The following is a 23,729-nucleotide window of genomic DNA, read 5'->3' on the forward strand; positions in this document are numbered from 1 at the left end:
GTGCGTTCTGATCTGATTGAATCAGACGGGCGCTTTAACTGTTTGTTTTAACGCGTATCTTGGTCCGAAAACTGTTTCACACTTTTCGGGATACGCTCTAAAGTCGCCGGGTGACAAGTCGGTCCGTTGTGCCTGGAGGAGAAGACGTGACGCTGCGTTATCAGATCGTTGCACTGGCGATTGTGCCGCTCATTGTGGCTATTTTGACGGTTACGGCCTTTATTACCTGGCAATCGGCAAATCTCGTTCAGAGCAGTATCGCGACTTTCGAGAAGAATATGCTGAAAGCCAAGGAGACCGAACTCCTCAATCTCACCAATCTGGCGCTTTCTTCCATACAGCAGATTTACGACGAGGCTGGTCCCAACGATACCGCAGCCATGGAAAAGGTGCGGGAGATTCTGACTTCGCTCGACTACGGCCGCGATGGCTACTTCTTTGTCTATGACTATGACGGCAACAATGTCGTCCATCCGCGCCAAACCTTCCGGCCTGGCCACAACTGGCTTGATCTCGTCGATCCCGACGGCGATCGCGTTATCGCCAACCTGATTGGCAAGGCGAAGGAAGGCGGAGGACTACATCAGTATAAATGGGAAAAGCCGTCGAGCGGCGAGATGGCCGACAAGCTCTCCTTCGCCGTTGGTCTGGATAAATGGAAGTGGATGCTTGGAACGGGCGTCTATCTTGATGATGTTTATGCACAGACCGCAGCAGCCAATGCGGATTTCCGCGCCAATATCCGCACGACATTCCTGATCGTCAGCCTGATTGCCGTACCGGCTGTGATGCTCGTTTTCGCGACCTGTATGCTGCTTAATCTGCGGGAACGGCGCATGGCCGATAACAAGCTAAAAGAACTGGCACAGCGCATCATCGATACGCAGGAAGAAGAAAGAGCGCGTCTGGCGCGTGAACTTCACGACGGTATTTCGCAAAATCTGGTCGGTGTTCGCTATGCCATTGACCTTGCAAGCCGTCAGGTGAGGATGGGCAGTGGGGGTGCACCTCTTGCGATCGAGAAAGCATCGGATGCACTCAACGGCGCAATCAAGGAGGTGCGGCGGCTTTCGCATGATCTGCGTCCACGCATTCTGGATGACCTTGGTCTGACAGTCGCGCTCAAAGCCTTGTGTGCGCATTTTTCGGAACGAACCGGCATTGAAACGCAACTGGAAGCAAGCGGGCTGAATGAAACGTTGAAGCCGGAGGCAAGTACCGCGCTCTATCGGGTCGTGCAGGAAGCGCTCACCAATGTCGAGCGCCATTCTGGTGCAAGTCATGTGGGGATCCGACTTTGGGGCTCCAACGGTAAGGTTACAATGACGGTGGCCGATGACGGCAATGGTTTCACGGCACGTGACCTGAAGGATCAGTTGTCGGGGCTGGGCTTGCGCAATATGCAGGAACGGATGGCACATTTTGGCGGCGTGCTCTTGGTTGAAACCAGCGCAGATGGTACGCAGCTCACCGCGCGTTTGCCGAAATCGGCAACAGAAAGAAAGCGGGAACCGGAAGTCGCATGACGAACGAATGCAAGATCCGCGTATTGCTCGTGGACAATCATCCGCTGGTGCTGGACGGTCTGCGGGCTGTGCTCGAAACCTATGACGATATCGATATTGCAGGTGCGGCTTCCAATGCGCGGGCCGCGCTGGAACTGGCGCTGACCGTCAATCCCGATGTCGTGTTGATGGATATCAATATGCCGCTTCTCAACGGTATCGACGCTATCGAACTGTTCAAGAAACAATTGCCGGGTATCCGCATTCTCATGCTTTCCATGCATGACAGCCGCGAATATATCTCGACCTCGATCATGCGCGGCGCGTCGGGCTACGTGTTGAAGGACGTGTCCACGACTGAAATTGTTGCCGCCATTCATGCGGTGGCTTCAGGAGGCACATACTTCTCATCCGGTGTTTCGGAAGCGTTGCTCGACAGCGGAGAAAAAAGGTCGGAAGGCCTGTCCGCCCGTGAAAATGACGTGCTGGTACTGGTGGCCGAAGGCGGCAGCAATCGCGAGATTGCAACAAGGCTCGGTATTTCGGAAGCAACCGTCGAAACCCACCGCAAGAACATCAAGAAGAAACTTGGAATCGCCAGCACGGCCGGTCTTACACGCCACGCTATCGAGAACCGGTTGCGCCTGTCTTCGCAGTAACGGATATTCAGCCTCATCCCTGATGCGCCTTACCCACTAATGGGTAGGGCTTTGTTTCTTAGAACTTTCGTCCGCTTGCAGCATGGATTCGCCGGTCCTATCATTCGCTCCAAAACCGCTTGAGGAGGCGGAAAAGGAGGGGAGGAGCGATGTCAGTCTTGCTGGCGTTGTCGCGCGCTATCGACGCGGCCAATAATTTCATCGGAAAATCCGTATCGTGGCTGATACTGGTGGCAGTGCTCATCAGCGCTATCAATGCGACCACGCGCAAGCTGTTCAATGTCAGTTCCAACGCCTGGCTGGAAGCGCAGTGGTATCTGTTCTCGGCGGTCTTTCTGATCGCAGCCGGATATACACTGCTGCATAGCGAGCATGTGAAGGTCGACCTTCTCTACAGCCGCTACTCGCGACGAACCCAGCTTCTCGTCGAGATCTTCGGTACGATCTTTTTCCTCATGCCTTTTTGCCTCATCACGATCTATCTCTCGTGGCCCATCGTGGAAGCCAAGATTGCAAGTGGTGAAATTTCCAACAATACGGGCGGGCTCGTCTTGTGGCCGGTCTGGGTGCTGATCCCGATCGGCTTCACGCTGCTCGCATTGCAGGGCATTTCCGAACTCATCAAGCGCATTGCCATTCTGCAGGGGCGGATACCGGATACGGTTGCCGTAGAAGATGCAGAAGCACAGGCGCTTTGAGGGGAATGGATATGTTTGCTTTTATCGCGGAAAATCTCGCGCCGCTGATGTTTCTATCGCTGGTGGTCATATTGCTGCTCGGCTATCCGGTGGCTTTTGCACTGGCCTTTGTCGGTTTTGCCTTCGGCTTCGTCGGCATCGAAATGGGGCTTCTGCCTGTCAATCTGTTCGGAGCGATACCGGATCGCATCTTCGGGCAGATGTCGAACGAAACATTGCTTGCTATCCCGTTCTTCACCTTCATGGGGCTGATATTGGAGCGAAGCGGCATGGCGGAGGATCTGCTCGATACGATTGGGCAGCTTTTCGGCCCTGTGCGTGGCGGGCTGGCCTTTGCCGTTATCGTCGTCGGCGCACTTCTGGCGGCGACCACCGGCGTCGTTGCCGCTTCCGTTATTTCGATGGGTTTGATTTCGCTCCCGATCATGCTGCGCTACGGCTATGATCGGAAAGTGGCCAGCGGCACGATTGCCGCCTCCGGCACGCTGGCGCAGATCATTCCGCCAAGCCTCGTTCTGATCGTTCTTGCCGATCAGCTCGGCCGTTCGGTCGGCGACATGTACAAGGGTGCACTGGTTCCCGGCCTCCTGCTGGTTGGATTCTATTGCGCCTTCATAATCGGCATGGCGATCCTGCGACCGGAATCGGTGCCAGCATTGCCACCGCAAGCCCGCACACTGAAGGGCTGGAAGCTGCTGCAACGCGTTGTGATCTCGCTTGTGCCGCCGCTTGTGCTGATCTTCCTTGTTCTGGGTACGATATTCATCGGCCTTGCAACCCCGACGGAAGGCGGCGCGATGGGAGCGGTTGGCGCTCTGCTTCTCGCGATCATCAATCGCCGCCTCAATATGACGATCCTGACGTCGGCGCTTTATGCCACAGCGAAACTGTCGTCCTTCGTCATCTTCATTCTGCTCGGCGCACGCGTCTTCTCGCTCACCTTCTATGGCGTCAACGGCCACGTCTGGGTCGAACATCTGATGACGTCCATTCCTGGAGGCGAAGTCGGCTTTCTGATCGTTGCCAATCTTCTGGTGTTCTTTCTGGCCTTCTTCCTCGATTATTTTGAGCTGGCCTTCATCATCATCCCGCTTCTGGCGCCGGTGGCAGACAGCCTTGGCATTGATCTCATCTGGTTCGGGGTCATGCTGGCGGTCAACATGCAGACATCGTTCATGCATCCGCCATTCGGCTTTTCGCTCTTTTATCTGCGGTCGGTCGCTCCAGCCCGGCCTTACAAGGATAAGGTGACAGGCACGACCATCCAGCCGGTGACGTCGGGGCAAATCTATATGGGATCGATCCCGTTCCTTATGATCCAGCTTGTCATGGTCGGCATCATCATCGCCTTCCCCGGCATCGTCACCCACTACAAGAGCGGTCACCCACAGGCAGATCCGGCTTCCATCCAGATCAATGTGCCGATGCCAGATGCCGGCGGCGGTAATCCGTTCGGCGCGACACCCGCACCTTTCGGGGCGCCTTCGCCTTCGAACGAGCCTCTGCCAGCGCCGTCCTTCGGTTCGCCGCAACCGAGCTTCGGACAGGACAAGGACCAACAGCAAAAACCTGCGCAATGAGGGGAAAAACGAGCATTGCGTAGGTCCTGATAAAACCAGAACAATCTTAGGAGGAGACACATGAAACAGGATTTGAACCGTCGCAGTTTTTTGACAAAGGGAGCCGCAATCGGCGCTGCCGCGGCGACAAGTGGAGCCGCTCTGGCGACACCGGCAATCGCGCAGGAGCTGCCGACGCTGCGCTGGCGTTTGACCTCGGGTTTTCCGAACAATCTTGATACCATCTATGGCGGCGCGGTCTTCATGGCTGATGCCGTGTCGAAGATGACTGGCGGCAAGTTTCAGATTCAGGTGTTCCAGGCTGGTGAAATCGTGCCGGGTCCGCAGGCCATCGATGCGGTTCAGGCCAATACGGTCGAAATGGCGCATACATGCGGCTATTATTTCACCGGCAAGAACCCGGCCTTCGCCATCGGCACTGCCATTCCCTTCGGCATGAACACCCGCCTGCAGAACGCATGGCTCTATCATGGCGGTGGCAACGAACTTTATAATGCCTTCCTCGCCGATTACGGTATCGTCGGCATCGTCGGCGGCAATACGGCTGCCCAGATGGGCGGCTGGTATCGCAAGGAAATCAAGAGCCTTGAGGACCTGAAGGGCTTGAAAATGCGTATTGCGGGCGTTGCAGGCGAGGTCATGTCGCGTCTTGGCGTGGTCCCGCAGCAGCTTCCTGGCGGCGATATCTATCCGTCGCTGGAACGCGGCACGATCGATGCGGCAGAATGGGTCGGCCCCTATGACGACGAGAAGCTCGGCTTCTACCAGATTGCACCTTATTACTACTATCCAGCCTTCTGGGAAGGCGGGGCGTCGGTGCATTTCTTCATCAACAAGCAGCAATATGAAAGCCTGCCGGAAGCTTACAAGGTGGCGCTCAATACGGCGGCCGAGGCTGCTACCCAGAACATGATTTCGCTTTACGATGTGAAGAACACCGCTGCGATCCGGTCTCTGGTTTCCAAGGGCGTGAAGCTTCAGCCGCTACCGCGCGACGTTCTGGATGCTGCCTACAAGGTCGCTTTCGAACTTTATGCGGAATACAACGAGAAAAACCCAGCATGGGCGAAAATCTATCCGAGCTGGAAGAAGTTTCGCGACGAGGGCTTCGAATGGTTTCGCGTGGCCGAATATACTTATGACAGCTACGTCTATGCGCAGCAGGCGGCGGGCAAATAAACCCGCGAGCCACATAGCTGCGAGGCAATTTATGGAACGGGGCCAATTGGCCCCGTTTCTTTTTCCATTATCAGAAACAAATAATTTTATACATACAAATTGCTAGTTCAAATACATTTAAAAATTATTCTTAGTTATATTTTTTTAGCTTTTAATTGTTACAAAGTAAAGATGTTTATAATTAGTGCTATATTTAACACAAGGCACGGTGAACCATATTTAATTCTTAAAGTTGGAATTGATATACTTGATCTATCTATTCTATGAGGTCTCGTCTGAAAATTTTCTGGAGGCAATGAAATGAAGATCAAGAGCGTGTTGTTCGGCTCGGCTGCGGCACTGGTTGCAACCACAGGAGCATATGCTGCGGATGCCGTTGTGGCGCCCGAACCTGAATCTGTTGAGTATGTTCGCGTCTGCGACGCTTATGGTGCCGGATATTTCTACATTCCGGGCACCGAAACCTGCCTTCGTGTATCCGGTTATGTGCGTTATGACGCCGCTGGCGGCGACAATGTTTACGGTCGCGGTTTCGTCGATCGTGACGGTAGCGTGGATACGAACCGTAAATCCTGGGACAACAAGGCTCGCTTTACGCTACGCCTTTCGACTGCTTCGGAAACCGAACTGGGCACTCTGAAGACCTTTGCCGAAACCCGTTATGATTGGGGTAATGGTATCGAGGGCTCTTCCGGTTCGCTGCGCTTTGCCTATATCCAGCTTGGCGGCCTGCGCGTCGGTCTCGATGAATCGGCCTTTGTCTCCTTCCCGGGCTATCTCGGCGACGTTATTAACGATGACGTGATCCTTGCCGGCGGTTATCGCACCGGCCTGATCAGCTATACGTTCACTGGCGGGAACGGCTTCTCGGCGATCCTGTCGCTGGAACAGGGCAACAACGACAATACCGATAGCAAATACGGCTATGACGGCGTCATCAAGGACTACATGCCGCATGTCGTTGGTGGCGTGAAGTATGAAGGCGGTTGGGGCAAGCTTGCAGCCGTTGCAGCATACGACGCGCGCAATGAAAAATGGGCCGGTAAGGTTCGCGCCGACGTGAACATTACGGACCGTTTCTCGGTCTGGGCGATGGGTGGCTACAAGTCCATGAAGGACCAGTACATTAACGCGACCAACGGCAATGGTGACGTGATCGGTCCGGTTCGCGCGATCAGCAGTTTCTATGGCACCTGGGGTGGCGATTGGGCTGTTTGGGGCGGCGCGGCATTCAAGGCGACCGACAAGGCCGTCATCAACGCTCAGCTTGCTTATGACGGAACGAGCACGTTCGCAGCCACGGCCAATGTGGCCTATGAAATGGTTCCGGGCTTCACTGTCACGCCGGAAGTTTCTTACACCAAATGGAGCGACAGCAAGTCCTATCTTAACGGCAAGGATGCCGTTCAGGGTATGGTCCGCTTCCAGCGCTCGTTCTGATGCTGATCCGGGAGGTCTCTACAGGTCTCCCATTCACGTCTGAAGAGTAATGCCAACTGTTCGTCTTGGGCGTTCAGGTTAATGTGTGTAGATGTATTAATTTTAATGCGTTTTAGTTTATTGGTACAATCTATTTGCAAGAATATTATAGCGTGATGATAAACGAATATCGAAGCGTCGAATTTTTAATTTGAATTTCGATATGTCTGTACTATCTTGAAAGAACCATTCGATAGCGTAGAAGGACTGCGCTGTTTTCAAATCTGATCTCCAGTCGGAAGAATGGTACGGCGAGCTTCGGCTCGCCGTTTTTATTTTGGCAGTGCGTGATCTGGGTTCCTCGGCGCATTTCTCCAGATTCTGGAAAACTCCAGAAACGAAAAAGGCCGGAATGATCCGGCCTTTTTCGTTGTGTCGTGCATCCGAGAGTATGGGTTGATCCGAGCTCGGCGCCGCCCTATCGCGAAAGTTTCATATGGCGGTTGACGTCCTTATAGAGCAGATAGCGGAATTTGCCGGGACCGCCCGCATAGCAGGCCTGCGGACAGAAAGCGCGCAGCCACATAAAGTCACCGGCTTCCACTTCCACCCAATCCTGATTGAGCCGATAGACAGCCTTGCCTTCCAACACATAAAGCCCGTGCTCCATGACGTGGGTTTCGGCAAACGGAATGACGCCACCCGGTTCAAATGTGACAACGGTCACATGCATGTCATGGCGCAGATCGTTCGGGTCAACGAAGCGCGTCGTCGCCCAGGCACCGTTGGTATCCGGCATCGGGCTCGGAGCGATATTGTTTTCATTGAGGAAAAGCGGTTCCGGGACGTCTAGCCCGTCGACATATTCATAAGCCTTGCGTACCCAGTGGAAGCGGGCCGTCGCAGTGCCATTGTTGCGGAGCGTCCAGCCGCTCTTCGGCGGCAGATAAGCATAGCCGCCTTCGGTCAGCGTGTGCGTCTTGCCTGCCACGGTGACGGCGATCTCGCCCTCGACCACGAACAGCACGCCTTGCGCGCCTTCATCCAGTTCGGCGCGCTCGCTGCCGCCGCCCGGCTGCACTTCCATGATGTATTGCGAGAAGGTCTCGGCAAAGCCCGAAAGGGGACGCGCGATCACCCAAAGCCGCGTCTTGTCCCAGAACGGCAGGAAGCTCGTCACGATATCGCTGAACGTGCCCTTGGGGATCACCGCATAGGCTTCGGTGAACATGGCGCGGTCGGTGAGGAGCTGGTTTTGCGGCGGCAACCCGCCCGTTGGTGCGTAGTAAGTGCGATTGTTCTTGTCGTTGCCCATGGCGGGAATCCCTTATGTAAGAATCTGAGCATTCACAGCGAAGTACGGGACGGTCGTCGTGAAATGTAGAGAACGAAGCGCCCGGAAACGGACCGTCCGGGCGGCAGGATCAGTAGAGCGCTTCCGGTAGAATATCCCGGAGGCGCAGAAGAGCGATGCGTTCCACCTGGGCGCAGGCCGTTTCGAATTCCGTGTCACGATCATTGGAAACACGACGCTTGAAGGTGTCGAGGATTTCCCGCTTGTTGCGGCCCTTGACGGCAATAATGAACGGAAAGCCGAACTTCGCGGTATAAGCATCGTTCAATTCGGTGAATGTCTGCTTTTCCGCATCGGTGAGTGCATCAAGGCCGGCACCGGCCTGTTCGGCAGTCGATTCCGCCGTCAGCCGCTTGGCCTGTGCGAGCTTACCGGCAAGATCCGGGTGCGCCTTCAAAACGGTAAGCCGCTCATCTGCGGCGGCGGAGCGAAATACTTTTGTCATTGCGGCTGCAAGGCCCGATGCGGTGTCTTCCTCCTGGCCGAAACCGGCATCATATGCGCGTTCGGCGATCCAGGGTGAGTGCTCAAAAATGCTGCCGTAGCGCGCGACGAAATCATCTTTACCGGCTTTCGAAGGAACGACATCGGCAGCGACAGGCTTGTAGTTTTCGTGCCAGTGACGGGCGATGTCGACGCGTTTGGCGATCCAGACCTTGTCATGGCTTTGCACATAGTCGAGGAACCGTTCGAGCGCGGCCACACGGCCGGGACGACCGACAAGGCGGCAATGCAGCCCGATGGACATCATCTTCGGTGCGCCTTCTGCACCTTCGCGATAGAGCACGTCGAATGTGTCCTTCAGATAGGTGAAGAACTGGTCGCCGGAATTGAAACCCTGCGGCGTTGCAAAACGCATGTCGTTGGCGTCAAGCGTATAGGGCACGATCAGGTGCGGTTCCCGTGGACCTTGAACCCAGTAAGGCAGATCGTCGGCATAGGAATCGGCGGAATAGAGAAAACCGCCTTCTTCCATCACCAGTTTCAGCGTGTTGTCGGAAGGCTTGCCCTGATAAATGCCAAGCGGGCGCGAACCGGTGAGTTCCGTATGAAGTCGAACCGCATCGCGGATATGCTCGCGTTCGATCTCTTCGGGAACGTCCTTATATTCCCACCACCGCAATCCGTGGCTGGCGATTTCCCAGTCAGCCTCTTTCATGGCGGCAACAGCTTCGGGATTGCGCGCCATCGCAAGCGTCACGCCATAGACAGTGACAGGCATGTTGCGGCGGATGAAGGCGCGCCACAGGCGCCAGAAGCCGGAGCGCGCGCCATACTCATAGATGGATTCCATATTGAGGTTGCGCTGACCCTTCCAGGGCTGCGCGCCGACAATCTCGGACAAGAGGCATTCGGAGGCCGCGTCGCCATCGAGAATGTTGCATTCGCCGCCTTCCTCGTAATTGACGACGAACTGAACTGCGATATTGGCTCCACCCGGCCAGCGCGGATCTGGCGTGTTGCGTCCGTAGCCAACGAGATTGCGCGGATATTTCATTTCGGGTCTTCCCTCGTTTTCGTTCGTTTTACGCATGATAATAAAGATTTATCGCTATTATTCCCCTTCAAAAATTTGAAAGACATCCAACGATAACCATCTTTCAGAATGAGGGGGATCGAGAAATACTGAATGCTGGGAACATGGTGTGGTTTGCGGCCCCCACAGTCGATGGCGACGTCGGGTCGAAATAAACCACCGGAAATCAAAAGCTTGTAACATTTTCCAGTCTACTTGATTAGAGAATCAGCAAGCTGCAGGAGTGCAAATGGGTCAGGAAAAGAGCGGTAATGGCCGGTTGACGACGCATGTCCTCGACACGGTAAGCGGCAAACCGGCTGCAAATCTGCGCATCGAATTGCGCCGCGTCGAGAATCAGCAGGCCGAGCCAATCCGGGAAATTCGCACCAATGAGGATGGCCGCTGCAGCGAACCGTTGCTGTCGGGCGAGAAGTTGCGGGCAGGTTCCTACGAGCTTCTGTTCCACGTCGGCGAGTATTTCGGCAAGACCGGCGATGCCATTCCGTTCCTCGATGTCGTCCCACTGCGCTTTGGCATTTCCGATGAAAAAGCGCATTATCATGTACCGCTTCTCGTTTCGCCGTTTTCCTATTCCACCTATCGCGGGAGCTAAGCGCCATGAACCAGTCTGTGCACCAGTCCGTGCGACACACGATCCGCTTTCTTCTGAACGGTGAAAAGATCGAACTCGATCGTGTTTCCCCGACCGAAACGCTGCTGGATTATCTTCGGCTGTCCGCCAAGCTGCGCGGGACCAAGGAAGGCTGCGGCGAAGGCGATTGCGGCGCGTGCACGGTGCTGGTCGGCAAGATTTCCGATGGCAAGCTCGTTTATGAGAGCGTCAATGCCTGCATCCGCTTCATGGGTTCGCTGGATGGCTGCCATGTTGTGACGATCGAGCATCTGCGCGGGGCCGACGGTGATCTGCATCCGGTGCAAAAGGCGATGATCGAGTTTCATGGCTCGCAATGCGGCTTCTGCACGCCGGGCTTCGTCATGTCGCTCTACGCTCTGTGGATGCGCGAGCCGAAACCAGCCGATGCGCAGATTGAAAAAGCCTTGCAGGGCAATCTTTGCCGCTGCACGGGCTATGAGGCGATCATGCGCGCCGCCCGCATCATTTCCGATTACGGTACAGTCATGGAAGACCCGCTTGCAGCCGAGCGCGCCCATGTTCTTGAACAGATGACAGCCATGCGCGACGGTGTGCGGGTGGAAGTGGGTGAAGGCAAGGACCGGTTGATCGTGCCTGGCGATCTCGATGACTTCGCCACCCTTCTGGCCGCAGAGCCGAAGGCGACGATCGTTGCCGGTTCGACCGATGTGGGCCTTTGGGTCACCAAGATGATGCGCGACATTTCCCCGGCCGTCTTCATTGGCCATCTGGAGGAATTGCGTTCCATCCGTGAGGAAAACGGTATCGTTACCATCGGCGCAGGTGTGACCTACACGGAAGCATTCGGATTTCTCGCCAGGCGCGTTCCGCAGCTTGGGAGCCTCATCAACCGCATTGGCGGCGAGCAGGTGCGTAATATGGGAACCATCGGTGGCAATATCGCCAATGGTTCGCCGATCGGCGATACGCCACCGCCGCTGATCGCGCTCAATGCAAAGCTGACCCTGCGCAAAGGGGCGGAGCGCCGCACCATACCGCTGGAAGAGTTCTTCATCGCTTATGGCAAGCAGGATCGCCAGCCCGGCGAGTTTGTCGAGGCCGTGCATGTGCCGGTGCCGCGCGAAGGAAGCCATTTTGCCATTTACAAGGTGTCGAAGCGCTTCGAGGAAGACATCACGGCGACGCTCGGCGCTTTCCATCTGACGCTCGATGCGGCGGGCAATGTGGAAACGGTACGCATCGCCTATGGCGGCATGGCCGCAACGCCGAAGCGCGCCAGCACGGTGGAAGCCTTGCTCACCGGAAAGCCATGGACCGAAGCAACGGTCGAAGCGGCATTGGAAGCCTATTCACAGGACTATACGCCCTTGAGCGATATGCGCGCGACAGCGGATTACCGGCTGCTCGCAGCGCGCAACCTGTTGCGGCGTTTCTTCGCCGAAACGGAAGGCAGTTACACGCCGCTGCGCGCGGCTGAAATCGCGGCGGCGTGAGGAGGCAATCATGAACAAGCATCCTGCAAACGCATTGAAGGCTGCCCGCATTGTCGGCGGTGTTGCCACCGATCAGAAGCACGATTCCGCGCACAAGCATGTGACGGGAACGGCTGTCTATATTGACGATATACCGGAACCCGAAGGCACGTTGCATATTGGGGTCGGCTATTCGTCCGTTGCGCACGGTTCGTTCAAATCCATTGATTTGTCGGCAGTGCGCGCTGCTCCCGGTGTGGTCGATGTGTTGACCTACAAGGACGTGCCTGGCGAAAACGACGTTTCGCCGTCAGGTATGCATGACGACCCGATCTTTGCCGTCGACAAGGTTGAGTTCCACGGCCAGCCGATCTTTGCGGTTATCGCGAAAACACGTGATCAGGCGCGCCGCGCCGCGCGTCTGGCGAAGATCGAATATGAGGAAGCGGCGGGCATCTATTCCATCAAAGCGCTGGACGGTCTCAAGGACCGGCTTGTCACCACGCCGCTGACGCTGAAGCGCGGCGACGCGCGCGCCGCTATCGACGCTGCGCCGCACCGTATCAAGAACCGCATGTATCTTGGCGGGCAGGATCATTTCTATCTTGAAGGCCAGGTTTCGCTGGCTATCCCCGGCGAGGATGAGGACGTCACCGTCTATTGCTCCACGCAGGGGCCGAGCGAAACCCAGCATCTCGTTGCCCATGCACTGGGCGTTCCAAGCCATTCCGTGACAGTGGAAGTGCGCCGCATGGGCGGCGGCTTCGGTGGCAAGGAAACACAGGCCAACCAGTGGGCGGCAATCGCTGCCATCGCTGCCAAGAAACACAAACGGGCCATGAAGATCAGGCTCGACCGCGACGAGGACATGACCTCGACCGGCAAGCGACACGACTTCGTCATCGATTATGAAGTCGGCTTCGACGATGACGGCAATATTCTGGGCATCGATTATCTGTTTGCCCTCAATGCCGGGTTCTCGGCAGACCTTTCCGGGCCGGTGGGTGATCGCGCCCTGTTTCACTGCGACAATGCCTATTTCTTTCCGGCAGTTCATGCACAGTCGGCGCCGCTTTACACGAACACTGTGTCGAATACGGCGTTTCGCGGCTTTGGCGGCCCGCAGGGCATGGTCGGCGCGGAACGCGTTATCGATGAAGTGGCTTTCGCTGTCGGCAAGGATCCGCTCGAAATCCGCAAGCGCAATTTCTACGACGAGATGGGAAAAGATGGCACGCGCAATGTCACCCCCTATCACCAGAAGGTCGAAGATTGCATAATTCAGCGCATCGTTGCGGAACTTGAAGAAAGCTCCGATTACGCAAAGCGCCGCGAAGCGATCCGCGAATTCAACGCAAAAAGCCGTTATGTGAAACGGGGCATGGCGCTGACGCCGGTGAAATTCGGCATCTCCTTCACCAAGACGGAGTCCAATCAGGCTGGCGCTCTGGTGCATGTCTATAATGACGGCTCGGTGCACATGAACCATGGCGGCACGGAAATGGGGCAGGGGCTCCATCTGAAAGTGGCGCAGGTCGTGGCCGAGGAATTCCAGATCGACATCGACCGGGTGAAGATCACCGCGACCACCACTGCCAAGGTGCCGAACACGGCGCCAACGGCAGCCTCTTCCGGTGCCGACCTCAACGGTATGGCGGCACAGGACGCTGCCCGACAGATCAAAAAGCGTCTCATCCATTTTGCGGCACAGCAATATCAGGTGCCGGAAGATCAGGTTGTCTTCCTTCCCAACCGGGTTCGTGTCGGCAATCAGGAAATCAGCTTCAACGATCTTGTTAAGCAGGCCTTTATCGGTCGCGTGCAGCTATCGGCAGCAGGTCACTACAAGACGCCGAAGATCCATTGGGATCGCGCCAAGGGTCGGGGCCACGCCTTCTACTACTATGCTTACGGAGCGGCTTGTTCCGAAGTTTCCGTCGACACTCTGACTGGCGAATATGTGGTGGAGCGCACCGATATTCTGCATGATACCGGGCGTTCCCTGAACCGCGCCATCGATATCGGTCAGGTTGAAGGCGGCTTCGTGCAGGGCATGGGCTGGCTGACGACAGAGGAGCTTGTGTGGGACGATAAGGGGCGGCTTCGCACCCATGCGCCTTCCACCTACAAGATCCCGCTGGCTTCCGACCGGCCCAAGATCTTCAATGTAGCGCTGACAGACTGGTCCGAGGCCTATGAGCCGACGATCCATCGCTCCAAGGCTGTTGGCGAACCGCCGCTGCCGCTTGGGCTGTCGGTCCTGCATGCGTTGGCCGATGCCATTGCCAGCGTGGCGGATCACAAGGTCTGCCCGCGGCTCGATGCGCCAGCTACACCGGAACGTGTGCTGATGGCCATCGAACGGCTCCGCAAGCAAAAGGGCTAGAACTATGCCGGGTGCACGCGACGATATCCGGGCCTTTCTCAACCGGCGTCCTGACAGTGTGCTGGTTGAAGTCACCGATGTGAAAGGGTCTGCACCCCGCGATGCCGGGGCGTGGATGCTGGTTGCCCGCGACATGATCTTCCGGACCATCGGCGGCGGGCAGCTTGAATATATGGCGATTGACCATGCCCGGAAAATCCTGCTCGGCGGCAGGGACTCACCCATGGATGTTCCACTTGGTCCGGAAATCGGCCAGTGCTGCGGCGGACGGGTAGGCTTGTGCTTCAGACGTGTCAGTCGCGGGCTCACCGACGAGCTTGTCAGCAAGGTCGATGCGGAAATAGCCACGCGCCCACATGTCTATGTCTTCGGTGCAGGGCATGTCGGCGATGCGCTGGCAAATGCCCTCTCGTTCACGCCCGTCCGGGTCATTCTGGTGGATACGCGTGAAGCGGAATTAATGGCCTGCGATGTGCCGGGCGTCGAAACCTGTCTTTCGGCAATGCCCGAGCAGGTGGTGCGTTCCGCGCCACCGGGCAGCGCTTTCATCATCCTCACCCATGACCATGCGCTGGATTTTCTCATTGTCACTGAGGCTTTGCAGCGGCGCGATGCCGTCTATGTCGGCATGATCGGCTCGAAGACCAAAAAAGCCACTTTCAAAAATTGGTTGAAACGCGAAGTCGGTAACGACAATCTTTTTGAAAATCTGGTCTGCCCCGTCGGCGGAGCTGTGGTAAAAGACAAGCGGCCGGAAGTCATCGCGGCGCTGGCCGCTGCCGAGGTTCTGACCGCCGTTTTGACCACGAGCAAAGTCTCGCAGCCTGCCTGATTTGGCAGGCCGCTTTTTTTGAGCGCATCCCGAAAAGTGTGAAACGGTTTTCGGAACAAGATGCGCGTTAAAACAAACAGATAGAGCGTCGATCTGATTCAGTCGGATCGAAACGCGCTCTAAGCCAGCGCTTCCCGTATCAATCGCTGGCACCGTTCCGTCATGAAATCGATGATCAGACGCACCTTCGGATCCTGAAAGCGCTTGTGCGGGTAGATCGCAGCAAGCTGGATCGGCGCCGGTGGCGTGTTTTCGAGGATGGGGACCAGCCGTCGGTCGCGGATATATTCCTTCACTTCGAACAGCGGCTTGTTGATGATGCCGCGTCCACCGAGCGCCCACTGCGTCAATACGTCACCGTCATCCGAGTCATAAGGTCCGGTGACTTCGAACTTGCGCAAGCCTTCCGCCGTCTGCAGCGACCAGTAATACTCCTTCGAGCCTGGAAAGCGCAGCAGGAGGCAGTCATGCTTGTCGCCCAGCAACTCGTCAGGTGACTGCGGAAGCCCGTGTTTCTCGAGATATTCAGGCGCTGCACAGATTACGCGCTCGCAATTCATGATGCCGCGCATGCGCAGGTTTGAATTCTCCAGCACACCGAGCTTGAAGGCCACATCCACGCCTTCGCTCATGATATCGACTTCATGATCGGACAGGCGAAGCCGCACTTCGATGTCCGGATATTTGTCGTGAAATTCCGGAATCCCCGATGCAATCAGCCGTCTTCCGAAGCCAAGCGGGGCGGTGATGCGAATCGATCCTTTCGGATTTTTCGCCAGTTCAGCGACGGCGGCCTCCGCTTCATCCACGGCCTCGAGGATTTTCAACGCCCCGTCATAGAATACGCGACCGTGTTCGGTCGGCGTGAGTTTGCGCGTCGTCCGGTTGAAGAGCCTGACTCCCAGATGCTTCTCCAACTCCTTGATTCGATTGCTCGCAACTGCTGGCGATGCGCGCTGGTCGCGACCCGCCGCAGATAGATTTCCCAATTCGACAACGCGCACAAAAACGCGCAGATTATCAAGATATGACATACGTCCCCTCCACGATTGTCTAGATTTTTTTGAAAGTGCTGGTCGTGATGTGACGTTCCCTGAACCTGATTCCTTTGGCACATAATGCAACAACGAACAATGGGGCCCAAAAATGGGTCAAGAAATGGGAGTGCCTGATGTATGATTTTGCCGTAGCCTGGGACTGGCTGGGCTTCGCAGCGCGGTGGCTGCACGTGATTACCGCGATTGCGTGGATCGGCTCGTCCTTTTACTTCATTGCGCTCGATCTGGGTTTGCGCCAGCGTCCCGGCTTGCCGGCAGGCGCGCACGGCGAGGAATGGCAGGTCCATGGCGGTGGTTTCTATCACATCCAGAAATATCTGGTTGCGCCCGCCGAAATGCCGGAACACCTGACCTGGTTCAAATGGGAATCCTACGCCACCTGGCTGTCGGGCTTCACACTGCTCTGCATCGTCTATTATGCTGGCGCCGATCTCTACCTGATCGATCCGAATGTCCTCGATGTGTCTGTTCCGGTCGCTATCGCCATTTCCATCGGCTCGCTGGCGTTTGGCTGGATCGCCTACAACACGATCTGCAAGCTCATGCTCGGCAAGAGCGATACGCTGCTGATGGTGATGCTCTATGTCGTGCTTGTGTTCGTTGCCTGGGGCTACACGCATCTGTTTACCGGACGCGCCGCCTTCCTGCATCTTGGCGCGTTCACTGCCACGATCATGTCGGCCAATGTGTTCATGCTTATCATCCCGAACCAGAAGATCGTGGTGGCGGATCTGATCGCAGGCCGCAAGCCGGATCCGAAATACGGCAAGATCGCCAAGCAGCGTTCGACGCATAACAACTATCTGACGCTGCCTGTGCTGTTCCTGATGCTGTCGAACCACTATCCGCTGGCTTTCGGGACCGAATTCAACTGGATCATCGCCTCGCTGGTATTCCTGATGGGCGTCACGATCCGTCACTGGTTCAACACGCAGCACGCCCGCAAGGGCAGCCCGACCTGGACCTGGCTGGTAACGGTGATCCTGTTCATCATCATCATCTGGCTCTCGACGGTGCCGAAAGTTCTGACTGGTGAGCCGGAAGAACAAAAGGTCTCGGCATTGCAGCAATCCTTCATCTCGGACCCGCACTTTGAAAAAGTGCGGGATACCGTTATGGGGCGCTGCGCCATGTGCCATGCCAAGGAACCAGGCTGGGAAGGTATCATTGCGCCGCCGAAGGGCGTCGTGCTGGACACCGACCGGGACATCGCCGCGCATGCGCGTGAAATCTATTTGCAGGCAGGCCGTTCGCATGCCATGCCGCCCGCCAATGTCACTGGTGTGAGCGAAGAAGAGCGCCAGCTTCTTGCCTCCTGGTACCAGTCTGCCACGCAAGGCCCGAAATAAGGACCACGACTAAAATGACCAAGCTTCTGATCCGCGGCCGTGTGCTGACCTTTCGTGACGAGCCGCAGAGCCTCGATGACAATGCCGCTTATCGCTATATCGAAGACGGCGCTGTTCTGGTCGAAGATGGCCGTATCCTGCGCCTCGGAGACTATGCCGAAGTCAGTGCCGAGGCAGGCAGCGATGTAAACGTCGCCGACCATCGCCCGCACCTGATCCTGCCCGGTTTCATCGATACGCATATCCATTATCCGCAGACGCAGGTAGTCGCTTCCTATGCAGCCAATCTGCTGGAATGGCTCAACACCTATACGTTCGTCGCGGAGCAGAAATTTGCCGACGAGCAGCATGCCGAATTCATTGCGGAGCGCTTTCTTGACGAGCTGATCCGCCACGGCACCACCACGGCAGTTGCTTATTGCTCGGTGCATCCGCAAAGCGTCGATGCCTATTTCCGCGCGTCGCAGCATCGCAACATGCGTATGCTTGGCGGCAAGGTGATGATGGACCGCAATGCGCCGCCTGCACTTTGCGACACGGCACAGTCCGGCTATGACGATACGAAGGCGCTGATCGCGCGCTGGCAGGGCAAAGGCCGCCTCGATTATGTGATTACGCCGCGCTTTGCGATCACATCTACGCCTGAGCAGCTCGAAGCAAGCCATGCGCTTGTCCGTGAGCACCCCGGCAGCTACATCCAGACGCATCTTTCAGAAAACCACGACGAAATCGCATTCACCAAGTCGCTCTATCCTGATGCACCGGACTATCTCGGCATTTACGAGCATTACGGCCTGTTGGGCAGCAAGACGCTGCTCGGCCATTCAATCCATCTGGAAGAGCGTGAAGTGCGCGTCATGGCGGAAACCGGCTCGATTGCCGTCTTCTGCCCGACCTCCAACCTGTTCCTCGGTTCCGGCCTCTTCGACCGTGATCGGTTGCAGGCGGCGGGTGTACGGATGGCGGTGGCGACCGATGTGGGCGGCGGCACCAGTTTCTCGATGCTGCGTACCATGGACGAAGGCTACAAAATCCTGCAGCTACGTGAACAGCGTCTGAACCCGTTCCAGTCCTTCTATATGATGACGCTCGGCAATGCCCGCGCGCTCTCCATGGAAGACAAGATCGGTACGCTCGATGAAGGCACGGAAGCCGATATCGTGGTGCTGGATTCATCGGCCACATCACCGATGCGGCTCCGCATGGCAGCTGGTGCGACGCTGGAGCAGGAACTGTTCCTGCTGCAGACGCTGGGGGATGACCGCGCCATCGTCGAAACCTATGTGGCGGGGAAGCCGCTCAAGGCGGAACTGGCTTAATCAACCAATCCTTGGAGGAGGATGGCCCGCAGCGGAGCGATCTGCTGCGGGCCCTTGTGTTTTAAAGCTCTTCCGGCCGCTTGCCGCCCATGGCGCGGGTCAGCTCATCGGCGGTGGAGCGGATCAGCGGTCCGAATTCCTCGAGCTTCTTTTTTGGCAAACGCACTGCGGGCCCGGAAACGGAAATACCGGCAATCGCTTCGCCATATTCATTGAAGATGGGAGCAGCGATGCAGCACATGCCGAGCGTATGTTCCTCATCGTCAATTGACCAGCCGCGTGTGCGGGTCGCCTGAATATCTTTCAATAGGGCAGGCAGGCTGTCGAGCGTGCGCTGCGTGAAATGTTCCAGCGTTCTGCCTGAAAGGGTGTGTGCGATTTCCTTGTCCGACCAGGTGGACAGAACAGCCTTGCCGATGCCGGACGCGTGGATTGGTCCGCGGCGTCCTGGTCTGAAAAACGCGCGCATCGGCGCGTGGCTTTCGATCTGCGAGATGAAGACGACATCGCCGCTGTCCTCGACACCGATATTGGCGGTTTCCCCACTGGCTTCCATCAATTGCTTGAGATAAGGCCGCGCCAATGTGCCAAGCTTGCGGAAGCGGCGAAAGGCATTGCCGATTTCGAAAGCCTTGACGCCGATGGTCCAGTCGCCGCTTTCCGCATCATGCGAAACCATGCCGTGATTGGCGAGCGATGACAGAAGGCGGTGCACGGTTGAGGGCGCCATGCCGCTCTCGTCGGCAAGGTCGGTCAATGTCGAGCCGTCATTCGCGGCAATCAATGCCAGCAGCTTCAGGCTTCGGTCCAGAACCTGCACAGACGAGGGCGCGGCATTTTCCGCTGCCTTGCGGCCGCGCTTCGCTTTTGCCTGTTCCATGAGCCGCCTCCGATTCCCTGTTGTTTCATCACTACCCTATCCCCGTGAACTGGGAAAGTGCGTGGCGATTATCTCCATTCCGTTGAAAATCTTTATTTCCATATAATGGTATGCATTTCCATTTTTTGATAATAGCATTTGTAAATGGAGTAGGTTTCCATAGGAGGAATGGCCATGGCCAGAATGCGTGCAGTCGATGCAGCCGTGCTTGTGCTGGAAAGAGAAGGGGTCAATTGTGCTTTCGGCGTGCCGGGTGCAGCGATCAATCCATTTTACTCGGCGATGAAAGCGCGCGGCTCGATCCGCCACATATTGGCGCGTCACGTCGAGGGTGCTTCGCATATGGCCGAAGGTTATACCCGTGCAGAACATGGCAATATTGGCCTGTGCATCGGTACTTCCGGCCCGGCGGGCACGGATATGATTACGGGTCTTTATTCGGCTTCCGCCGACTCGATCCCGATCCTCTGCATCACCGGTCAGGCCCCACGTGCGCGTCTCGACAAGGAAGATTTTCAGGCCGTCGATATCGCTAAGATCGCAGCGCCTGTCACCAAATGGGCAGTCACGGTCATGGAACCGGCACTGGTACCATTTGTTTTCCAGAAGGCATTCCACATCATGAAGTCGGGCCGCCCCGGTCCGGTTCTGATCGATCTGCCGATTGACGTCCAGCTTGCCGAAATCGAATTCGACATCGACACTTACCAGCCGATGGAGGCCTATAAGCCTGCCGCAACGCGGGCGCAGGCCGAAAAGGCGCTCGCCATGTTGAACGCGGCGGAACGTCCGCTGATCGTTGCTGGCGGTGGCATCATCAATGCCGATGCTTCCGATCTTCTGGTCGAATTTGCCGAGATCACGGGTATTCCGGTTATTCCGACCCTGATGGGCTGGGGTGTCATTCCTGACGATCATCACCTGATGGCGGGCATGTGCGGTCTTCAGACTTCGCACCGTTATGGCAATGCCAATCTGCTTGCCTCCGATGTCGTTATCGGTATCGGCAACCGCTGGGCCAACCGTCATACGGGTAACGTCGATACCTACAAGAAAGACCGCAAGTTCATCCACATCGACATCGAGCCGACGCAGATCGGTCGTGTCTTTGCGCCGGACTTCGGTATCGTTTCAGATGCAGGCAAGGCGCTGAAGCTGCTGCTCGACATCGCGACCGAATGGAAGTCTGCTGGCAAGCTGCGCGACTGGTCAGGCTGGGCCAGCGAATGCCAGGAGCGCAAGCGCACCATGCTGCGCAAGACGCATTTCGACCAGACGCCGCTCAAGCCGCAGCGGGTCTATGAGGAGATGAACAAGGCGTTCGGTCGTGATACCTGCTACGTGACGACCATCGGCCTCAGCCAGATCGCGGGCGCGCAGTTCCTGCATGTCTATCGTCCGCGCAACTGGATCAATTGCGGTCAGGCCGGTCCGCTCGGCTGGACGCTGCCTGCGGCGCTCGGTGTCCGTGCTGCCGATCCTGATCGGCCGATTGTTGCACTTTCAGGTGACTATGATTTCCAGTTCATGATCGAGGAACTGGCGGTCGGCGCACAGCACAAGCTGCCCTACATTCATGTAGTCGTGAACAATTCCTATCTCGGCCTCATCCGGCAGGCACAGCGCGGCTTCAACATGGATTTCGAGGTGAGCCTCGCCTTCGATAACATCAATGCCGACGGTGACGCGGAAAAGGGTTACGGCGTCGATCACGTGGCGGTTGCCGAAGGGCTCGGCTGCAAGGCGATCCGGGTGCGCAGCCCCAACCAGTTTGCCGAAAGTTTTGAACAGGCAAAAGCGCTCATGGCAGAGCATCAGGTGCCGGTGGTTCTGGAATTCATTCTGGAACGCGTTACCAATATCTCCATGGGTGTCGACATCGATCAGGTTGTCGAATTCGAGGAACTGGCCGAACGTGGCGAAGATGCACCGACCGCTATCGCAGCACTTTTGGATTAAGAGCAATTCCCGGTTTTGTCCGCAATTGCGCAAATAGAGAATTATAAGGAGGCGAAAATGCCGAGATTTGCAGCCAATCTCACAATGCTTTTCAACGAAGCGCCTTTCATGGATCGCTTTGCGCTGGCCGCAAAGGCTGGTTTCACCGGGGTGGAATATCTCTTCCCTTACGAGTTCAACCGGCATGAGCTGAAGGCAGCGCTGACCAAACATAACCTGGCGCAGGTCCTGCACAATCTGCCCGCAGGTAACTGGGCTGGCGGCGAGCGCGGCATTGCGGTTCTGCCGGATCGTGTCGATGAGTTCCGTCGCGGGGTGGCCGATGCCATCGATTACGCCACGACGCTGAACTGCTCGCAGGTCAACTGCCTTTCCGGCATTGCGCCACAGGGCATCGATCCAGACGCGATGCGCGCCACTTTCGTCAGCAATCTGCGTCTGGCCGCAAAGGAACTGGGCAAGCATGGCATTCGCCTGCTGATCGAACCAATCAATCATTATGACATTCCGGGCTTTTACCTCAACACGGTAGAGCAGGCGGTTTCGATCATTGATGAAGTAGGCAGCAACAACCTGTTCATCCAGTACGACCTCTATCATCAGCAGCGTACACGCGGCGAACTGGTTGCGACCTATGAGCGTTACAAGCCGCTGATTGCCCATATCCAGCTTGCCGACAATCCGGGCCGCAATGAGCCCGGTACCGGCGAGATTAACTATCCGAACGTGTTCGAAGCCCTGAAAAACGCCGGATACAAGGGCTGGATCGGCTGCGAATACAAGCCGAAGACCGCCACCGAGGAAGGGCTAGGCTGGTTCAAAAACTATGAAGCCGAACGGCTGACCGCATAAGTTGGAGCGCATCCCGAAAAGTGTGAAGCGGTTTTCGGACAAGATGCGCGCAAACAAATGATTGGAGCGCCGATCTGATAAAATCAGATCGAAAAGCGCTATTAAGGAGTAAGCGAAATGGCCAAGATCGGCTTCATCGGACTGGGGATCATGGGCAAGCCAATGGCGCGGCATCTGCAGGATGCGGGTCATGAGCTTTTCACGTCGAAGCATATTGTGCCGACGCACAAGGAACTGCTCGACAACGGCATGCAGATTCTCGATACCCCGAAGGATGTGGCAGCGCATTGCGACACCACCATCCTTATGCTGCCGGATACGCCACAGGTAGCTGAAGTTCTCTTTGGCGAGAACGGAGCGGCAGAAGGTCTCGGCAAGGGCAAGACGCTTATCGACATGAGCTCGATCTCGCCCATCGAGACGAAAGAGTTCGCTAAGAAGGTGCGGGCGACGGGTGCGGAATATATCGATGCGCCGGTTTCCGGCGGTGAGGTCGGCGCGAAGAACGCAAGCCTATCGATCATGGCTGGTGGAGCACAGGCAACTTTCGATCAGGCGCTGCCGCTCCTGAAGCTGATGGGCAAGAACATCACGCTCGTCGGTGATTGCGGCGATGGCCAGACCACCAAGGTCGCAAATCAGATCATCGTCGCGCTTAACATCGAAGCTGTCGCCGAAGCGCTGGTTTTTGCTTCCAAGGCAGGCGCAGACCCGGCAAAGGTACGCGAAGCCCTGATGGGGGGCTTTGCATCGTCCCGCATTCTCGAAGTGCACGGCGAACGCATGATCAAGCGCACTTTCGACCCGGGCTTCCGCATTTCGCTGCACCAGAAGGATTTGAACCTTGCGCTGCAGGGCGCAAAGGCGCTCGGTGTTTCGCTGCCGAACACGGCCACGGCTCAGGAACTGTTCAATTCCTGTGCGGCTCATGGCGACGATGGTCTCGACCATTCGGGTCTGGTGCGCGCTCTGGAGCGGATGGCGAACCACGACGTCGCCTGACGCTACAGTTGCTAATTCAGGGATTTGAATTCTCTGGAGGGAGAGGGTGGAGCTGGCTGCTTGGAGGAGGTGGCCGGCTCCATTGATTTTA

19 protein-coding genes are annotated in these 23,729 nt (G+C 56.8%); 15 read left to right on the forward strand and 4 right to left on the reverse strand.

Translation table 11 applies throughout. From position 1 onward, the window contains the following. Positions 1-146 precede the first annotated feature (146 nt). From mctS to CQZ93_RS01955, 6 genes are all read left to right on the forward strand, one after another. Positions 147-1,526, forward strand: coding sequence for a two-component system sensor histidine kinase MctS (mctS, locus tag CQZ93_RS01930; RefSeq protein ID WP_105541084.1), 1,380 nt, complete (start codon positions 147-149; stop codon positions 1,524-1,526). Next, on the forward strand, positions 1,523-2,164 hold the full coding sequence (gene mctR / locus CQZ93_RS01935) for a two-component system response regulator MctR (RefSeq protein WP_105541085.1): 642 nt from the start codon (positions 1,523-1,525) through the stop codon (positions 2,162-2,164). Before mctS ends, mctR begins: the two co-directional genes overlap by 4 nt. Before the next feature lie 149 nt (positions 2,165-2,313). Continuing rightward, positions 2,314-2,862, forward strand: a complete 549-nt coding sequence (locus CQZ93_RS01940) for a TRAP transporter small permease subunit (protein WP_105541086.1) — start codon at positions 2,314-2,316, stop codon at positions 2,860-2,862. Between the two features lie 11 nt (positions 2,863-2,873). Then, complete coding sequence (locus CQZ93_RS01945) at positions 2,874-4,442, forward strand: TRAP transporter large permease (RefSeq protein ID WP_105543139.1); 1,569 nt, start codon at positions 2,874-2,876, stop codon at positions 4,440-4,442. Between the two features lie 60 nt (positions 4,443-4,502). Further along, positions 4,503-5,621: a TRAP transporter substrate-binding protein gene (locus CQZ93_RS01950; protein WP_105541087.1), complete on the forward strand. Its 1,119-nt coding sequence runs from the start codon at positions 4,503-4,505 to the stop codon at positions 5,619-5,621. A gap of 300 nt (positions 5,622-5,921) precedes the next feature. Continuing rightward, positions 5,922-7,061, forward strand: a complete 1,140-nt coding sequence (locus tag CQZ93_RS01955) for a porin (protein ID WP_105541088.1) — start codon at positions 5,922-5,924, stop codon at positions 7,059-7,061. Positions 7,062-7,518: 457 nt separating this feature from the next. Here CQZ93_RS01955 and CQZ93_RS01960 read toward each other — a convergent pair whose 3' ends face one another. Together CQZ93_RS01960 and puuE are read right to left on the reverse strand one after the other, a co-directional pair. Continuing rightward, entirely contained in the window at positions 7,519-8,355 is an 837-nt protein-coding gene (locus CQZ93_RS01960; RefSeq protein WP_105541089.1) for a bifunctional allantoicase/(S)-ureidoglycine aminohydrolase, read from the reverse strand. Between the two features lie 109 nt (positions 8,356-8,464). Then, on the reverse strand, positions 8,465-9,892 hold the full coding sequence (gene puuE, locus CQZ93_RS01965; RefSeq protein WP_105541090.1) for an allantoinase PuuE: 1,428 nt from the start codon (positions 9,890-9,892) through the stop codon (positions 8,465-8,467). 268 nt (positions 9,893-10,160) lie between these two features. Here puuE and uraH point away from each other — a divergent pair, with 268 nt between their 5' ends. From uraH to xdhC, 4 genes are read left to right on the forward strand one after another with little or no spacing between them, the layout of a single operon-like run. Beyond that, positions 10,161-10,526 carry a hydroxyisourate hydrolase gene (gene uraH, locus CQZ93_RS01970; protein ID WP_105541091.1) on the forward strand — a complete coding sequence of 122 codons (366 nt, stop codon included), beginning with the start codon at positions 10,161-10,163 and terminating at the stop codon, positions 10,524-10,526. A gap of 17 nt (positions 10,527-10,543) precedes the next feature. Continuing rightward, on the forward strand, positions 10,544-12,022 hold the full coding sequence (gene xdhA / locus CQZ93_RS01975) for a xanthine dehydrogenase small subunit (protein ID WP_181153360.1): 1,479 nt from the start codon (positions 10,544-10,546) through the stop codon (positions 12,020-12,022). A 10-nt stretch (positions 12,023-12,032) separates the two neighbouring features. Continuing rightward, positions 12,033-14,387, forward strand: a complete 2,355-nt coding sequence (gene xdhB / locus CQZ93_RS01980; protein WP_105541093.1) for a xanthine dehydrogenase molybdopterin binding subunit — start codon at positions 12,033-12,035, stop codon at positions 14,385-14,387. Between the two features lie 4 nt (positions 14,388-14,391). Then, positions 14,392-15,219, forward strand: a complete 828-nt coding sequence (xdhC, locus tag CQZ93_RS01985) for a xanthine dehydrogenase accessory protein XdhC (protein ID WP_105541094.1) — start codon at positions 14,392-14,394, stop codon at positions 15,217-15,219. A gap of 119 nt (positions 15,220-15,338) precedes the next feature. On the opposite strand, the gene CQZ93_RS01990 is transcribed toward xdhC, so the two are convergent. Next, the gene (locus CQZ93_RS01990) at positions 15,339-16,253 is read right to left on the reverse strand and encodes a LysR family transcriptional regulator (protein ID WP_105541095.1); all 915 of its coding nucleotides are present in this window, start codon (positions 16,251-16,253) and stop codon (positions 15,339-15,341) included. 137 nt (positions 16,254-16,390) lie between these two features. Here CQZ93_RS01990 and CQZ93_RS01995 point away from each other — a divergent pair, with 137 nt between their 5' ends. Together CQZ93_RS01995 and guaD are read left to right on the forward strand one after the other, a co-directional pair. Further along, a complete protein-coding gene (locus CQZ93_RS01995) occupies positions 16,391-17,626 on the forward strand; it encodes a urate hydroxylase PuuD (protein ID WP_105541096.1) in 1,236 nt (411 codons plus the stop codon). Between the two features lie 14 nt (positions 17,627-17,640). Beyond that, positions 17,641-18,945: a guanine deaminase gene (gene guaD, locus CQZ93_RS02000; RefSeq protein WP_105541097.1), complete on the forward strand. Its 1,305-nt coding sequence runs from the start codon at positions 17,641-17,643 to the stop codon at positions 18,943-18,945. 61 nt (positions 18,946-19,006) lie between these two features. On the opposite strand, the gene CQZ93_RS02005 is transcribed toward guaD, so the two are convergent. Further along, positions 19,007-19,825, reverse strand: a complete 819-nt coding sequence (locus CQZ93_RS02005) for an IclR family transcriptional regulator (RefSeq protein ID WP_105541098.1) — start codon at positions 19,823-19,825, stop codon at positions 19,007-19,009. Between the two features lie 174 nt (positions 19,826-19,999). On the opposite strand from CQZ93_RS02005, the gene gcl reads away from it, so the two are divergent. The 3 genes from gcl to glxR all read left to right on the forward strand — a co-directional run bounded on the left by gcl (position 20,000) and on the right by glxR (position 23,638). After that, positions 20,000-21,784, forward strand: a complete 1,785-nt coding sequence (gene gcl, locus CQZ93_RS02010) for a glyoxylate carboligase (protein WP_105541099.1) — start codon at positions 20,000-20,002, stop codon at positions 21,782-21,784. Positions 21,785-21,841: 57 nt separating this feature from the next. Further along, positions 21,842-22,636: a hydroxypyruvate isomerase gene (hyi, locus tag CQZ93_RS02015; protein WP_105541100.1), complete on the forward strand. Its 795-nt coding sequence runs from the start codon at positions 21,842-21,844 to the stop codon at positions 22,634-22,636. Positions 22,637-22,753: 117 nt separating this feature from the next. Then, positions 22,754-23,638: a 2-hydroxy-3-oxopropionate reductase gene (gene glxR, locus CQZ93_RS02020; RefSeq protein WP_105541101.1), complete on the forward strand. Its 885-nt coding sequence runs from the start codon at positions 22,754-22,756 to the stop codon at positions 23,636-23,638. Positions 23,639-23,729 lie beyond the last annotated feature (91 nt).

The organism is Ochrobactrum vermis, assembly GCF_002975205.1.
Lineage (GTDB): Bacteria > Pseudomonadota > Alphaproteobacteria > Rhizobiales > Rhizobiaceae > Brucella > Brucella vermis.